Here is a 16,304-nt window from a genome sequence, read left to right as displayed (position 1 = left end):
GGATTATCATGAATGAAAACTTAAAAAAGGATCAATTGTCAGGGGTATTGGCTAGCTTAGGAGCCTATTGTTTGTGGGGGTTTTTACCGCTCTACTGGGCTATCGTCGAATTGGTACCTCCAATAGAAGTACTTGCTCACCGAATCCTATGGTCAATGGTTTTTATGCTTCTCCTCTTGGCTGCTTTACGTAAAATGGGTGCCTTAAAACAAGACACAATGACTGTTATTCAACAACCTAAGCGTATGTTGGCTCTTTTTTTGGCTTCAGTCACAATTACATTAAATTGGTATACATACATCTGGGCGGTCGGCAATGAACACGTTATCGAAGCGAGCCTCGGCTATTACATTAACCCGCTCGTTAGTGTTCTTTTTGGCGTCATTATTTTAAAAGAGCGATTACGTTTTTGGCAAGCCATCGCTGTAGGTGTCGCTGCATGTAGTGTCGCTTTTTTAACAGCCACGCTTGCTTCTTTTCCTACCGTTGCTTTCGCTCTCGCATTTAGCTTTGCTTTTTACGGTCTGTTTAAAAAGATTGCAAATATCTCAGCCGTATCTAGTTTAACTTTAGAAACACTGATGATGACTCCGATCGCGCTCATATTTTTGCAAATGACTCACCCCTCCCTCAGCAATATGCTGTATATCGATGCTGGGTGGACAAGTTTATTTTTAGTTGGAGCAGGTGTTGTAACAGCGGTTCCTCTCCTACTGTTCGGAATTGGCGCAAGAAGAATTTCTTTGTCACTCATCGGATTCCTTCAATATATCGCACCAACGATCATGCTATTTCTCGGTGTATTCCAATTCGAAGAGCAATTTTCCACGGCACATATGATTTCATTTGCTGCGATTTGGCTATCGCTTGGCCTCTTTTCATTTTCAAATACGAAATGGCTAAAGCGTCTTGAACCAAGACATTTTCATCAAAAGCAAACATATGAAAAAGTGTCGTAAACGAATTTCGAAAAAGCTGAGGTTTCTTGGTATCGTACCTCAGCTTTTTCCCTAAGGAAATATACGTTTCATGAAACGAAAAGGAGCCGAACAGTCTCATGTTCAGCTCATCCTCGATATGTTCATCCGAATCAAATAGTGGAAGACAAATTTTACGTCTTAAAGAAAATAAGAAATCAATACTCCAGCTCCTACCAGGAGCCACACCCAAACGCCCGGTCATATCGGCGGATAGCTTTTCTGCTTTTGCCGAGACGTATTGGATTGAATGCCTCACTGGTTAGATTGACATTGCTTCTCATTCATGAGAACACCCCCCTGAACACTTATACCCCCTAGTGTATTACAACAAAATGAAAAAAGCGAGTATGTTGTTTATGGAAAATAAAAGCGATATTTCCGATAAACGCAATATGTCAAACAACCAATAAATCCAAAAGAGATAACATACAAACGCAATCATTTTTTCGCCCCATCCATTCGTTTTATATGTTATCGGCGCTGCAAAACGCTTTTTCGACAACGGCGCAAGTAATGCAACCCCTCTCCTACTAAAAAAATCACCGAGTACATGGAACAGGTATCCGTACGCAAGTCCACTTATAATCGTTGAATCAAACTGCTCACTGACCATAAAAATGATCGCTGTTATCAAGGCGGAATGAGTCAACCCTCGATGACCAAATACGCGTTTTAAAAAATTCGAAACAAATGGACATTTACGACCGATAAACGACTTCGGCTCATCGATATCCGGCAATAAACTGCCAATCGCGATCCCGATTGCAAATGACCATGAAAAATCCAGACCTACATCATAAAATGTCACAACTGCCCCTAATGTTAACGATGTTACCACATGCGAATGTCCTGTCATGTTTTCCCTTCCTTCTTTGCTGCTAACTCTAAGCTGTAAATGATCTAAAAACGTTCAATGATATCAAAATACTGGCTAGGACTGTACACACTTCGTCGTTCCCAAAACTTTTTAGCATTATGACGAATGCCTTTATTAAAATCAAGGGTGCGAGGCGCGTTCCATTCTTCAATATTTTTAATAAAACTTTCCTGTTCTACTTGCTGCACTGAACCTTCTTCATTTGCTTTCATTTTTTCTTTTATATCTTCAATCAGCATGTCTTTCAACGTATCATCAAAATGATGTGAGTAAAACAAAGCTTGATACGCTTTTGTTCGCCCACTATTTACCATCCAATAAATTGGGCGTTTCTTAAAAGAACGTACGTGCTCGCGGTAAAAATCATGTTGAAAATAATGAATAATCGTTTCACGTGCCTTCCCTATAGACGTAGGAAGATATGATGCAATCGAATCTAACAAAATATTAACGTCACAAGCAGGAAAGCTTCTTTTCAACCAACGTTCCAAAAGTGTGATGACACCATTTACTTTATCATAAGGGTGCGACAACCCGATAAATCGCGAACATTCATTAAGACTTCCGTCGTTTGGTTGGAAACGACCGAACGTACAACCGACAAAATAGGAAAGCAACGCCTTGACCATTTCCGCTGTAGGTGTTTGCCACAACGTGAAATCTTTCTCACCTACTTCTGGACTACATTCTTTATGTAATTGAAAACACTCAATCATCATTTCATTGTTTTTTTGTTCGTTTGCTAAACATGCATCTCGTTCATTTTCTTGATCGGCTTCCCACTTTTTAATAACTGATTGCAAACAATCCCCTTCATTGGCTAACATCATAAAAGGGTGTTCCTTAAAATTCCACGACTGTTCAAACTGATCCCAATAATCTTTCGCTGATTGTACGATTGTTGAAACAAGTCTTTTCAATTCATCCGTATCATCAGGCCAAGGAGGAGTAGGTAGTTGAGAAATATTCCCTACTTGAACATTCATCGTCGGATTGATCATATTTAAAAAATAAGTAGCTACCGTACTATTTAAATAGCCTAATAAGAGGTACATATCCTCTTCATTCGGAAACATCGTCGAGCCGCCGACATCGAATATAAACCCTTTAGGTGTATAACGCACCGATGGCCCATCTGAGCTAACAAATGACCATGTTAACCCTGGCTGAAAGTAATACGATCGATTTTGTGGACGTGAGCGAAGTTTCCCATGTTGGTTTCGAAACGATTGAATGTCCTCCCCATCATTAAGCCAATTGACAACGTACCATTGGTTTCCATACCATTTTCGGAAACCGCCTCCTTTATTATAAGGAAACCATTGTTTTTCTGATTGCACCGCTTCTTCTCTTGTTGAACAAGAAAAAGCGATTTGTGACCAATCCACTTCAAACCAGTAGCGAATAAAACGTTGGTTATCTCCTGTAGCCAATCCTTGCCGCGGTTTAGCAACTTGCTCAATTCTTGGATAAGTTTGAAAAATGTACTTCACATTTTCAGATATCCAATAAGCAAGCGGCGTGTTAGGTATAGAAAAGAAATTTCTCATCGGTTGCACATACCAGTTGTCTTTCTTATGTAAATGCTTGAATTTTTCTAGTGAGTTCGGATAGTCAACAAGGCGAACGAACACACCTTTATGACTTGGTTGGTGATGATGCTGTAATAAAAATGCTGTCGTCTGTACAACTTCTCCACCTATTTCGTCAAAAGCACGTGTACCAAGATGTAACATTGAGCAAACCGAAGTTTCTCGCAAAACTTTTTTCCTTAAATTTTCAAAACTGGATAAAAACATCCACGAATGTTGATTAACAATCGCAGTAATCCCATACCTTTTTGTAAATGATAAACACCGTTCAATATACGCTGCCGATAAGTCACCTTTAGAGCGAACGTAATGCTCATTTAAATACGCTCTCACTTTAGACGGCATTCTTTTCTTCCCCATATATGGTGGGTTCGTCACAACGACATCATAATTTGCGTTGATGAGTTGCATCTGTTGTAGGTAAAAAAATTTGGTATCTAATACCCATTTATCGTTATCATCGCTTACATCTTGAAAACAATCCCGTAATAATTTTAGTAAATGAGAAACGTTACACGCCTCCCCATTTGTAAGAGAACCGAACGCCCCTTCTCTTTCCTTCCATTCAACAACACGATGTAATGCCGACCATTGCGAAGAGTTCAACTCATTATGATAGCGACGATAAAATGATTGCCATTGTTCCTTGAATGATTCATCTGGGCGTGATAACGTCAGCAATCTTTGTTCTAACGAAGTCATGTCTGCATCAGGAGCCTTATCCTTTGCAAGAACCAAAATAGCAAAACGTGATAACTCAACCATTCTAGCATCTATATCCAAACCTACGAGCTGGTGCTGAATGATATATTCAACAATCTCTTTGGGTGATTTTTCTAATAAAGAATCATGTAATTCATATAAACGCTGAAAGGTATGTAAAAGGATATGACCTGTCCCAACACAAGGATCAAGTACGTTTATGTGCGTAATACAATTTGGCTGCGACTTTCTATCTTTTTCGTTAAACTGTTCGTGATTAATGAAACAGCGGGACTGCTTTTTGAAATCGCTTTGCGTTTGATCATCAAGGAAGTGGGCAAGGGAATTATCAACCATATATTCAATAATCCATTGCGGAGTAAACCACTGTGTGGACGCTCCCATTTCCCCGTCTGTTAAATGATTTCGGTTAACTAAAGACGATACAATCTCTTTTCTCGTTTCTTTCAGCAGTGTTTGGTAAAGCGTTCCAATAAACCAAGGCCATTTTGATTCAGATTCCAAAAACAATGCCGTTGTTAAGCTGTCAATGATCCCTCCTTCTCTCTCTAAATGATTGATGATTGTAGATGACCACATATCACTCTCAGTTTTAAAAGGATCTATGACATAAGGTAGACGTTCTTTTAAACGTACGATATTTCCTATAATCAATTTTTTATATTTGATCGGGACAGCCTTTACTAACTGACCGTTCTCCCTCTCGGAGGTTGTTACAGCACATGTACTTCCTAGCATTTGCTGCCACTCTTTCAAGTTGTTCATCTGCTTATATGTATATACAGTACCGATAAGGATCCGTGTCACCCAGAAACTTTTCACTATTGAAAGATCTTCTTGATTCATATGATAAATCTGATCACAATTGCTGTTTTCCACATAGAGCGTTTCTAATTGTTGGCGAAGCACGCTTGTTAGCATTGATTGTTGGGGTGACATGTCTCTAACCTCCTATGCCTAGATCCTACTCCGATGAAATGAAGAAAAACGAACATTTTCTAAGTTAACAACATTATACCAAACAAAATGAACAAGCCCTACATTCGTTACTGAATATAGGGCTTGTTGCTTATTGTTATTAAGTTTCTACCCTTCTAATAAAAGGGATTCTGGGTCCTCGATTAATTCTTTAATTCGAACGAGGAAGCCTACTGCATCTTTACCATCGATAATGCGATGGTCATAGGACAGTGCAATATACATCATCGGACGATTTTCAAACCTATGTTCATCTATAGCTACAGGTCTGTTTTGGATCGTATGCATACCGAGAATACCGACTTGAGGTGAATTTAAGATTGGCGTTGACCACAATGATCCGAACACACCACCATTTGTAATCGTAAATGATCCACCTTGTAAGTCAGATAATGATAATTGATTGTCACGTGCTTTTAATGACAATTCATTGATATTACTTTCAATCTCAGCAAAGCTTAAACGGTCCGCATCACGTACAACAGGAACGACGAGCCCGTCATCCGTAGAAACTGCAACACCGATATCGTAAAACTTTTTCAGTAGAATTTCATCTCCTTGGATTTCCGCATTAACATACGGGTAATCTTTCAAGGCGCGTACGACCGCTTTTGTAAAGAAGCTCATCATACCGAGTTTCACACCGTGTTTATCATAAAATGCATCTTTTCGTCTTTTTCGTAGTTTCATAACATGCGACATATCAACTTCATTGAAGGTTGTTAACATCGCTGCCGTTTGTTGTGCATCTACGAGACGTTTAGCAATTGTTTGACGTCGACGCGACATGCGCTGGCGTTCAACAGGCTTTTCAATCGCATTTACATCTGTTGTTGCAGCTGATTGAGCCGCCGCTTTTGACGGCTTTGATTCTTCAGTTTTTTGTTTTGTTGCAGCTGTAGAATGTCTTTCAACATCTTCTTTACGAACACGTCCGAGTGGGTCTTGCGCGTTAATATCTGCAAGGTCAATTCCTTTTTCACGAGCATACCTTCTCGCTGCAGGTGTAGCGACCGGACGTTCTTGGTTACTACTGGATTCTTTTTCTATACTTGACGCATCAGTATTGTCAGCTTGGTCTGATTGTTGCTTTTCTTCTGGTGAAGGGTCTTCAGAAGAACTGTCACCTGCTGACTTGGTTTCATCGATTTTTGCAATGACATCTCCAACTTCAACCGTGTCTCCTGGTTCGCTTAGCACTTCAACAAGAACACCAGAATCCTCAGCGGTAATTTCTACATTCACTTTATCTGTTTCTAATTCAACAATGTTTTGACCTTTCTCAATAAAACTCCCTTTATCTTGTAGCCACTCTGCAACCGTTCCTTCTGTCACTGATTCTGCTAATTCTGGTACGACGACATCTTTCATCACATTTCTCTCCCCTCTTCATCGTTTAACGCTTCAGAAATGATTCGTTGCTGCTCCTTTTTATGGACATTAGGATCCCCTTCTGCTGGACTTGATCGTCTTTTACGACCTACATATTGTAGGGAACAACGATTCGGCGTTAGTGATTTCAATTGCGGATAAATATAATTCCATGCTCCCATATTGTTTGGCTCTTCTTGTAACCAAACAATCTCTGAAAGGTTTTTCATCTCATTTACAACTTCCTTTAACAAGCTCTCTGGAAAAGGATATAATTCTTCAACACGTACAATGTGTACATCTTTTCGTTTTTGATCATCCATTTGTTCAATATGTTCTGCTGCATCAATCGCTACTTTTCCAGAACATAGGACAAGGCGACTTGCCTCCTGTTTGTGGGCAATCGTTCTTTCCTCTTCAACAATCGGTTGGAAATGTCCTTGTGTAAATTCTTGTGCTTGTGACGTTGTTAATCGATGACGCAACAAACTCTTTGGCGTCATAACAACAAGCGGTCGAACTTCTGGCTTTTCTAGTAAAGATGCTTGCCGACGTAGCAGATGGAAGTATTGTGCAGCACTTGTTGCATTGGCGACGTGCCAATTATTTTCTGCAGCCAATTGTAAAAACCGTTCTATACGACCACTTGAGTGCTCAGGACCTTGCCCTTCATAACCGTGAGGAAGTAACAGGACTAAACCGGACTTTTGATCCCACTTCGCTCGCCCTGCGGCTATAAACTGATCAAACATCACTTGCGCGGCGTTTGAGAAGTCCCCATATTGTGCTTCCCAAATTGTTAATGTTTCTGGGGCCTGAACATTATACCCATATTCAAAACCAACAACAGCAGCTTCTGACAATGGGCTATTGTGAATGGCAAAAGAAGCTCGTGCCTGAGAAATCGTGTGCAATGGTGAAAAAGTTTTGCTCGTATTTGGATCATGTAATACGAGGTGTCTCTGTGAGAATGTTCCTCGTTGGGAATCTTGACCCGTTAAGCGAATCGGTGTGCCGTCATTTAATATTGTTGCGAAGGCTAGGGTTTCTCCGTGCGCCCAATCTACTTTTCCTTCATCACCTAATGCATCTTCCCTACGTTTTAAAATCTTCTCTAGTTTAGGGAAAACTGTGAAATTTTCCGGCCATTGTAATAGATCTCGGTTCATTTCCTGTAACGTATTGTACGCAACACCTGTGTCAATCGTATTCAATGGTTCGGAGACCGGTGCTGGAGGTTCAGGGTTCTCTTTTGTAGAACGTTTTTTCTGTTTCACTTTTTCAACTTGTGTTGTTAACCGATCCTGTATATCACTTTTCCAGCTTTCCAACTCACTCTCTTGAACGACGTTACGTTCTTGTAATTGTCGACCATATAACTCACATACTGTAGGATGATTTCGTATGTTTTGATATAACTTTGGTTGAGTTGCAGCTGGTTCATCCATTTCGTTATGACCGAAACGTCGATAGCCGATCAAATCTATTAACACATCTTTTTTGAATGCCTTACGATATCGGTACGCAAAATCGATCGCTGAAAGACATGCTTCAGGATCATCAGCGTTGACATGAATAATTGGCATTTCAAAGCCTTTAGCCAGATCACTAGAATACATCGTTGAACGCGAATCTTGACTAACTGTCGTAAAACCAATTTGGTTATTTGCGATAACATGGATGGTTCCACCAACGGAATAACCTTGCAGCTGTCCTAGATTCAACGTTTCAGAGACAACGCCTTGGCCTGGAAATGAGGCATCCCCATGAACCATAATTGGAAATGAGCTAGAAGGATTCCGTTCGGGAGTCCCCGCACTACTGCGGTCTTCTTGTGCAGCTCGTGCGAATCCATTCACAACCGGGTTGACATATTCTAAGTGACTTGGGTTATTTGCAAGCGTAATTGTAGCTGTTTTAGCACTTTCTTTTATTTCACGATCAGCTCCGAGGTGGTATTTCACATCTCCTGTCCAACCGTAATTAATCCCTATAGACCCTTCCGATGGGACGAGCTCTTTGTTAGGTGCATCATGAAATTCAGAAAGAATTAATTCATAAGGTTTACCTAACACATGTGCAAGAACATTTAAACGTCCACGGTGAGCCATACCTATGAAAATATTTGTCGTACCATCCTCAACGGATCGTTTGACAACTTCATCTAGCATTGGTACTAAAGCATCTAATCCCTCAACCGAAAAACGCTTCTGTCCTACAAATGTTTTATGTAGGAAGTTTTCGAAGCCTTCCACTTTCGTTAAGCGCCCAAGTAAATCACGTTGCTCTTCTTCAGAAAGAGAGCGCTTAAATTGCTCGGATTCGACTTGTTGGTAAAGCCATTGTTTTTCTTCTGTATCATTTACATGATGTAATTCAAAGGCGATTGTTCCAATATATACTTTCTTTAGGTGTTCGATCGCTTCCCAGCCATTTTTAACATGGCTCGGTGCACTTTCACATAAGTAATAGGCTGGCAACTGTTCTAAATCACTTTTAGATAGCCCATAATTTTGCAAAGAAAAATCGATGGATTCTTCACGCTCTTTAACATATGATAATTGAGCATGTTGATGACCGTAGATACGAATGTCATCTACAAGTTTTATTGCTTTTTTCAATATATCAGCCAATGTAAAGAGGTTTGTTTCGTTTGACCTTTGAGTCGTCCCAAAGTGACTGCGCCCTTCATCAGGTGCTCCATACTGGTCAAAATACTGTTGAAGATCCTTTGGTACACTTTCACGGTCATTTTCATACCGTTCATACATTTCCAATAAGTAGCCGACATTCGGACCATGAAAAAATTGTGAAGAAGGATGTTCTGCATTTTCCATAGACAATTACCTCCATTGTTCTGTAAGAACTTCGCTACATGAAGAAGTTTAACTCACTTCAATTTGGCAAGAAGTGACGTTCATTTGTAAGCGTTTTAACACTACACAAATAGTATAAAACGCTTACAGAGTCATTCTATCATTTCCTTCCTTTTTCTGAAAGTAAAAAGCACAATCTTGTGTATTTTCTTACTTTTTTTCAATATAACTTTCATACTCGGTATTTACCTTATGCTTGTAAAAAAGAAAACTGGCTTTGAAAAGGGCATACCTCCCCTATTCAAAGCCAGTAAATGAAATTTACATAACACTACCACCAGAAATTTTCACTGATTCTCCAACAATGTTTTTCGCGGCGTGACTTAGTAAAAATATAATTGTATTTGCGACTTCACCTGGTTCTGTGATACGGCCTGACGGCAACCCTTCATTCGCTTTTTTCCATTGCTCTTGAAAATCGACATCTGCTAGGTGTGCACGTCTTTGTATCGCTTTAGTACCCATCTCAGTATTCACATATCCTGGACAGACATTGTTGACACGGATCCCACGTTCAATCGCTTCAAGTGCTAATGATTGCATAAAACCATTAAGAGCAAACTTCGATGCACTATAAACGCTATTGCCATAAGTACCTCGTAACCCTGATAAAGATGAAACATTCACAATCGAACCTTCTATGTTTTCTGAAAGCATTTTTTGATAAATTTGTTGTGTTAATAAAACCGTTGACGTAAAGTTTACCTCCATGATGTGACGCAGGTCATCTTCAATTAAGGTTTCTACTTTGTCCCCGCCAAGAATCCCGGCGTTATTAACAAGACAAGTAACTGGGCCAATCATTTTTTCTGCTTGAGATGTTATCTGCTTTCGTCCTTCATCCGTCGAAATATCTGCTTGAATCGCACAAACTTCATGCCCCTCTTTAAGATTAAGCATTTCCGTCTTTATCGTTTGGAGCTTTTCTTCATTTCTCCCTGTTATCGTTACTGAAGCACCTGCTTTCACAGCTGCAAGAGTTGTCTCATAACCGATACCACCTGTTGCACCTGTGATTAACACATGCTCATTCGCTAAAGTTTTTTCAGAATAAAGTGTCACGATGAACCACTCCTTTCATTGATCATGAGAAGAAACGCTTCACGTACCTTTCTAGACGATCTAAGCCTTCTTTTAATGTATCCCAATCATATACATAAGAAATCCGAATGTAGTCATCACCATAGTCAGAAAATGCATTGCCTGGTACAACCGCAACTCGTTCCTTTTCTAATAAGTCAACTGCAAAAGAAAATGAGTCCATTTTAAGTTTTTTAATCGATGGTAAAATATAAAACGCACCTTCTGGCTTTTCTACCTCTAACCCCATATCTCGTAAACGTTGATATGTATAGTCACGGCGCTCGCGGTACGTATTTCTCATTTCAACCGGATCATTTCGTCCGTCTCTCAATGCTTGTAAGGCTGCTTTTTGCGATATAGAAGTCGCACAACTTACATTATACTGGTGAACTTTAAGCATATGTTGTTGGATTTCAGCAGGTGCTAATAAAAAGCCAATCCGCCAACCTGTCATTGAATGTGATTTTGAAACACCATTAATAACAATCGTTTTGTCTTTTAACTCAGGAAACGAAGCAATTGATTCGTGCGTCGTGTCATAGACCAGTTCAGAATAAATTTCATCTGAAAGGATAAAGATATCTTCTTCTTTTAAAACCTCAACAATAGCTTTCAATTCTTCCTTTGATAAAACGACGCCCGTTGGATTCGAAGGATAAGGTATGATCACGCAACGAGTCCGCTCCGTAATTGCACCTCGCAACTGTTCAGCTGTCATTTTAAAGCCTGAATCACGTGTGTCCACATAAACCGGAGTCGCTCCAGCTAGTCTCACAGCGGAGGCATATGCCGGATATACAGGTGCAGGCATGATCACTTCTACACCTGGTTCGAGAATCGTTCGCAATGCGACGTCGATCGCTTGTGAAGCACCCACCGTTGTAATAATTTCAGATTCAGGATCGTAAAAGAGACCATACTTCTCTTCCATAAAAGAAGAGATTTCACGTAAAAGCTCGGGGTCTCCTGCATTTTTTGTATAAACTGTTTCATTATTTTGTATTGCATCGATTCCAGCTTGTTTCACGTGATCTGGTGTAGGGAAATTCGGCTGACCGATCGTTAATTGAACGGCATCAGGGTAATGACTCACTCGGTTAAAAAATTGACGAATACCGGAAATTTGCAGTTCTTTTACGTTCGGATTAATATATTGCTGCATTTAATGGTCATCCTCTCTCGCTAAATTGCTCATTATATACACCCTCCATTGTAATACATCTATTAACAAAGTGCATTGTCTCATTGATTTTGAACCATCAAAAAATGATTTACTTTTCTTTTATTCTATAGTAAAATATTCAAAGTTATAATTCCGATTAACTTTATAGACTTTAGGGGTGTTTTAACAATGAGTACACAACATGCGAATACGTCAATGTCTCAACAATCGCTTGGGGCCCCGTCATTAGCAAAAATGCAAACGAAACATTATATTGGTGGATTCGTTGTATTTTTCCTTCTTGCATTGATCTCATATCAAACAGCGGGATGGCAAATGGCGATATTATCCGGCGTCGGGCTTTTACTAGGGTATACACTCTTCCATGCTCGTTTCGGCTTTACATCAGCATTTCGTAGATTAGTTGCCGTTGGTAACGGTGAAGCTTTACGTGCGCATATGTTAATGCTTGCAGTGGCAACAACTCTTTTTGCACCGATCTTATATTTCGGTGCGGGCCTTTTCGGCACAGATCCAACTGGTTATGTTTCACCTGTCGGTATATCTGTCATTATCGGTTCACTTATTTTCGGAATCGGTATGCAGCTAGGTAACGGATGTGCATCAGGTACACTATATGCTGTTGGTGGCGGCCGATCCTCAATGATTATTACATTAATAGGTTTCATTATCGGCTCAGTTGTCGGGGCATATCACTTTGAATTTTGGATGGAAGATATGCCAGCAGGACCTGCAATTTCATTAGCGACAGATACAGGTTTAGGATATTTTGGAGCTTGGATTTTACAAATGGTAATTTTCGCTGCCGTCGTTGTAGCAACGATCGTGATTGCTAAAAAAAGAAAACCACCAAAAATGGCAATCCTACCAACGACAACAGGAATTAAACGTATGATTCGAGGCTCATGGCCTCTTTGGGTCGCTGCGTTATTACTAGCCGGTTTAAATGCTTTAACACTTGTCCTTCGTGGCCAACCGTGGGGTATCACTTCCGCATTTGCACTATGGGGATCTCAAATCGTGGAAGCTTTCGGATTCGATGTTTCCCAATGGTATTACTGGAGTGAAGCTCAAGGTACTGAGGCACTTAATCAGTCCGTATTTAACGACACGACATCGGTTATGAACTTCGGTATTATGATTGGTGCATTTTTAGCTTCAGCTGCTGGCGGGGTATTTGCATTGAAAAAAATCCCTTTTAAAATTGGTCTTGCTGCACTCATCGGTGGACTTATGATGGGATATGGTGCCCGCCTTGCATTCGGATGTAACATCGGTGCGTATTTCGGTGGTATCGCATCATTTAGTGTTCACGGTTGGGTATGGATGATTTTTGCGATGCTCGGTACTTATATTGCATTATTTATCCGACCATTATTTGGTATATCTAACCCGAAACCAAACGATTCTGTATGTTAAAAATTTCTGTACAAAGGAAAGGTCAGATATCCTCAAACGGAGTCTGACCTTTCTCTTTTTTATTATGTTTTTTACAAACGAATTAACTCATTCTTTGTTTTGCTCATCCCAAAAGAAATTCCATGACACCGATTGTCATTACAGCAAAATAAACAATATATAAAAAGATTGAAATGGCAATAGTACGTCCTAAAAGCGTTGAAAAACGCTTCTTGTGCGGAAATTGTTTGCGTATTGAATGAAGGAAAAACATAACGACAATTCCGATGTATACGAACATTTCGATGATATCAATAAGGATCGACTCGGCACCAAACGGTTCAGGATTCAAACCAAAAGCATTCATGAACCAAATACTTAAAAAAGTCATCCCTTTTGCAAAAATTAATTGAACATAAATGACTACCGTCATCCACCAACCCCAAACTTTCCTGTTCCAAAGTCCGTAACTGGCCGGGATGAGAAAAAGAAAAATACTATCGGAAATCACATTTAATACAAGGGGTTCGTTCCACCCCCAAAACACGCCAATGTAAAACAAATACAAAAAATAGACGATTATAATTAGAAATTGTAATATAGAAAATCCTTTAATCATTTTTAGCGCCTTCATTTATCCACCTCTTTAAATAGGTTTATCGCCGAAAAATGTCAACTCCAGTACGGCCTAATAAATAAGCGGCAATTGCAAAAGCTTCAGCTTGTTCGCGCGCTCTATCCATGCCTTGTGGCGGTTGTCTGACTTGTAACTGATACGGCATTTGTTCAATTTCACCTTCTTGTGCTTGCCGTAAAAAAGCTGAAGCTTCTTGAAGACCGTAACGTCCGCTTTGCATAATTTCATAAAGAGAAATGAAACCGTGCATCACACCACGATACCTTGTTGCCTGCACCGGTACTTCATCGTCTGCCAACTTTTGCGCATATTTTTCTCCTTCATCACGTAAAGGATCAAATTCAGCAGTAATTACTAGGGCTGGGGGCAATCCAGATAGGTCGTCGGCATGTAATGGTGATGTATATGGATTCGATCGCATCATTTCATTTGGTGTATATAAATCGCGTGCAAGATACATGACTTGTCTAGATAAAAAATAATAACCACTATCGTAAATTTCACGTGATTCTAATTCAATATCACGAAAAGTCGTTAAAGGATAAAATAATACTTGCGCTGTTAAGTCTGGTCCATTGCGGTCCCTAGACATCATTGCAGTAACCGTTGCTAAATTTCCGCCTGCACTATCCCCAGCTACAGCAATTGAACTGGGATCTCCTTGAAAATCTTCAGCGTGTTCTTTCGCCCAAAGAAGTGCCGCATAACTGTCCTCTACAGCAGTAGGAAACACGTAATCAGGCGCCAAGCGATACCCAACAGAAATAACAACACTTTGTGTACGAGCAGCTAGTGAACGAACAATATTATCATGAGTCTCAATATTTCCGTATCCTTCCATAAACGCACCGCCATGATAATATAAAATGACAGGAAATGGTCCTTCCCCTTGAGGGCGATACATTCTCACTGGAATTTGACCATCATCCTTGACTGGAACGTAACGTTCTTCAACCAATAGAGGGTTTCCTCCTCCACTACTTCTTGAAAGAAATTGAGGAGGTTGGATATCGATATCAAGAGAAACGAGGTTGTTATTGACAGCGTGCAAAATGACAGCTGTTTTAGCTGGTAATTTCCCTTCATCGGTCGTTTGCCATATATGTACAGCCAGAGCAATCACGATAAACATCGCTGCTACTAATAATGAGCCGACAAAAAAGAATTTGTTAAATATGAATTTGGCCCATTCCATCTGTTTTTCCCCTCCTCTTTGCTGCATTAAAGGTGATGAATGGTGATCCATTACGTTCATATCATAAATGATAACATTTTGATAATGATATGTCTGAGTGTCTAGAAAAATAAAAAAGCTGGCTTGATGAGTAATGCCTCAAGCCAGCTTTTTTATTTTATCACGATCTATATTTCCCTATACGATTTAACACTATTGTTTGCCACCACTGAGGTCTTAGGTCCAGCCATGATTCAATCGATAAGTCCTCACCATATAGACCTGGGAGAATTAAAGGTTTATTTTCATTAAATTTCGCTACATCTTTGATTTGCTTATCCACATCCCTTACGATAAGCGTGCCATTGTCTTTTAAATGTGCAGTCAATTCTTCCTCAACATGCTTAGTGACTGGATAAGCATCTGGCATATCATATTCTAACCTTAATGGATGAGGAAATGACGGTAGCTGAATCCATTCAGTTTTAAAACGATCAAAGCTTTCATCCAAAAGTTGCTTTGTATCTTGATTTGAATGTGCCTTTGATGGTGAATTTAATGTCACAACCACCACTTCTGTCCCGTCTTTTTCAGCTGTTGTGACAAGCGTATACCCTGATTTCCGTACATAACCATTTTTCACACCATTAACCCCATCATAACGCCACAATAGCTGTTGGCTATTATATAGCGTTGTTTCCCAGCCTTCTGCATTCCATTCTAATGTCTTTGTCGAGACAACATCTCTAAACGTATCATCTTCCATTGCATATGCAGTAATTTTCGCCATATCGCGAGCTGTTGTTACGTGATCTTCCTCAAACAGACCGTGTGGATTTGTAAAATGTGTATCTTCTAAACCAAGGTTGAACTCAACAAAATTATTCATTCTGTCCGCAAATGATTCGACAGATCCATCGATGTGTTCTGCAATAGCTATCGCCGCATCATTTCCTGAGTTAATCATTAAGCCTTGTATAAGCTGTTTTAACGGAAGCTCTTCTCCTTCTTCTAAGTAAACACGACTTCCATTAACATGAACAGCATCTCGACTTACCGTTACTTTTTCGTTCAGATTAGCTTGTTCAATAGCAATGATCGCTGTCACGATTTTTGTAATACTTGCAGGATACATTGACTTTTGATCATTTTGCTTATAAACGATTTCCCCAGTTGCTTGGTCCATTACAATTGCTGCTTCACTATGTAATTCTCCGTTTTTAGCTTGGCCATACGTTTGTTGATGATCGATATAGAAAGCTACAATGAAGGTCATAGCAAAAAGAATCCATTTCTGCATTTTAGTTGTCATAATTATCACCTTTTTTATTTTCGCTACTATTTAGTTTTATCGTAAATGTTTTATGTTAGCAAGCTTATTTTTTTTACAATATGATTACAATGCTGCTCATTAAATGATTCAAAAATAAAC

Annotated in this window: 11 protein-coding genes; 2 read left to right on the top strand and 9 right to left on the bottom strand. The window is 39.7% G+C overall.

Annotated features, from left to right (window positions below; all coding sequences use genetic code 11):
- Positions 1–8 precede the first annotated feature (8 nt).
- Positions 9–959, top strand: coding sequence for an EamA family transporter RarD (gene rarD / locus HNQ41_RS09110; RefSeq protein WP_184664112.1), 951 nt, complete (start codon positions 9–11; stop codon positions 957–959).
- A gap of 343 nt (positions 960–1,302) precedes the next feature.
- Here the strand turns inward: rarD and HNQ41_RS09105 are convergent, their stop codons facing one another.
- The 6 genes from HNQ41_RS09105 to HNQ41_RS09080 form a co-directional block, all read right to left on the bottom strand.
- On the bottom strand, positions 1,303–1,836 hold the full coding sequence (locus tag HNQ41_RS09105) for a metal-dependent hydrolase (RefSeq protein ID WP_184664111.1): 534 nt from the start codon (positions 1,834–1,836) through the stop codon (positions 1,303–1,305).
- A 44-nt stretch (positions 1,837–1,880) separates the two neighbouring features.
- The gene (pglX, locus tag HNQ41_RS09100; RefSeq protein ID WP_184664110.1) at positions 1,881–5,111 is read right to left on the bottom strand and encodes a BREX-1 system adenine-specific DNA-methyltransferase PglX; all 3,231 of its coding nucleotides are present in this window, start codon (positions 5,109–5,111) and stop codon (positions 1,881–1,883) included.
- A gap of 147 nt (positions 5,112–5,258) precedes the next feature.
- Positions 5,259–6,521 carry a 2-oxoglutarate dehydrogenase complex dihydrolipoyllysine-residue succinyltransferase gene (odhB, locus tag HNQ41_RS09095; protein WP_184664109.1) on the bottom strand — a complete coding sequence of 421 codons (1,263 nt, stop codon included), beginning with the start codon at positions 6,519–6,521 and terminating at the stop codon, positions 5,259–5,261.
- Positions 6,521–9,358 (bottom strand): 2-oxoglutarate dehydrogenase E1 component, encoded by a 2,838-nt coding sequence (locus tag HNQ41_RS09090; protein WP_184664108.1) that lies wholly within the window; start codon positions 9,356–9,358, stop codon positions 6,521–6,523. Before HNQ41_RS09090 ends, odhB begins: the two co-directional genes overlap by 1 nt.
- A 300-nt stretch (positions 9,359–9,658) precedes the next feature.
- Complete coding sequence (locus tag HNQ41_RS09085; RefSeq protein ID WP_184664107.1) at positions 9,659–10,459, bottom strand: SDR family NAD(P)-dependent oxidoreductase; 801 nt, start codon at positions 10,457–10,459, stop codon at positions 9,659–9,661.
- A 22-nt stretch (positions 10,460–10,481) separates the two neighbouring features.
- Entirely contained in the window at positions 10,482–11,642 is a 1,161-nt protein-coding gene (locus HNQ41_RS09080; RefSeq protein WP_184664106.1) for an aminotransferase A, read from the bottom strand.
- Positions 11,643–11,831: 189 nt separating this feature from the next.
- Between HNQ41_RS09080 and HNQ41_RS09075 the strand changes: the two genes are divergently transcribed.
- Positions 11,832–13,082 (top strand): YeeE/YedE family protein, encoded by a 1,251-nt coding sequence (locus HNQ41_RS09075; protein ID WP_184664105.1) that lies wholly within the window; start codon positions 11,832–11,834, stop codon positions 13,080–13,082.
- A gap of 103 nt (positions 13,083–13,185) precedes the next feature.
- Here the strand turns inward: HNQ41_RS09075 and HNQ41_RS09070 are convergent, their stop codons facing one another.
- From HNQ41_RS09070 to HNQ41_RS09060, 3 genes are all read right to left on the bottom strand, one after another.
- Positions 13,186–13,695: a hypothetical protein gene (locus tag HNQ41_RS09070; protein ID WP_184664104.1), complete on the bottom strand. Its 510-nt coding sequence runs from the start codon at positions 13,693–13,695 to the stop codon at positions 13,186–13,188.
- Between the two features lie 22 nt (positions 13,696–13,717).
- Positions 13,718–14,893 carry an alpha/beta hydrolase gene (locus tag HNQ41_RS09065; RefSeq protein ID WP_184664103.1) on the bottom strand — a complete coding sequence of 392 codons (1,176 nt, stop codon included), beginning with the start codon at positions 14,891–14,893 and terminating at the stop codon, positions 13,718–13,720.
- 160 nt (positions 14,894–15,053) lie between these two features.
- On the bottom strand, positions 15,054–16,184 hold the full coding sequence (locus HNQ41_RS09060; RefSeq protein WP_184664102.1) for a D-alanyl-D-alanine carboxypeptidase family protein: 1,131 nt from the start codon (positions 16,182–16,184) through the stop codon (positions 15,054–15,056).
- Positions 16,185–16,304 lie beyond the last annotated feature (120 nt).

It is taken from the genome of Texcoconibacillus texcoconensis (assembly GCF_014202575.1).
Taxonomy (GTDB): Bacteria; Bacillota; Bacilli; order Bacillales; family Salisediminibacteriaceae; genus Texcoconibacillus; species Texcoconibacillus texcoconensis.
Note: the sequence above shows the minus strand (reverse complement) of the source record. Positions and strands in the feature narration are given on the sequence as shown.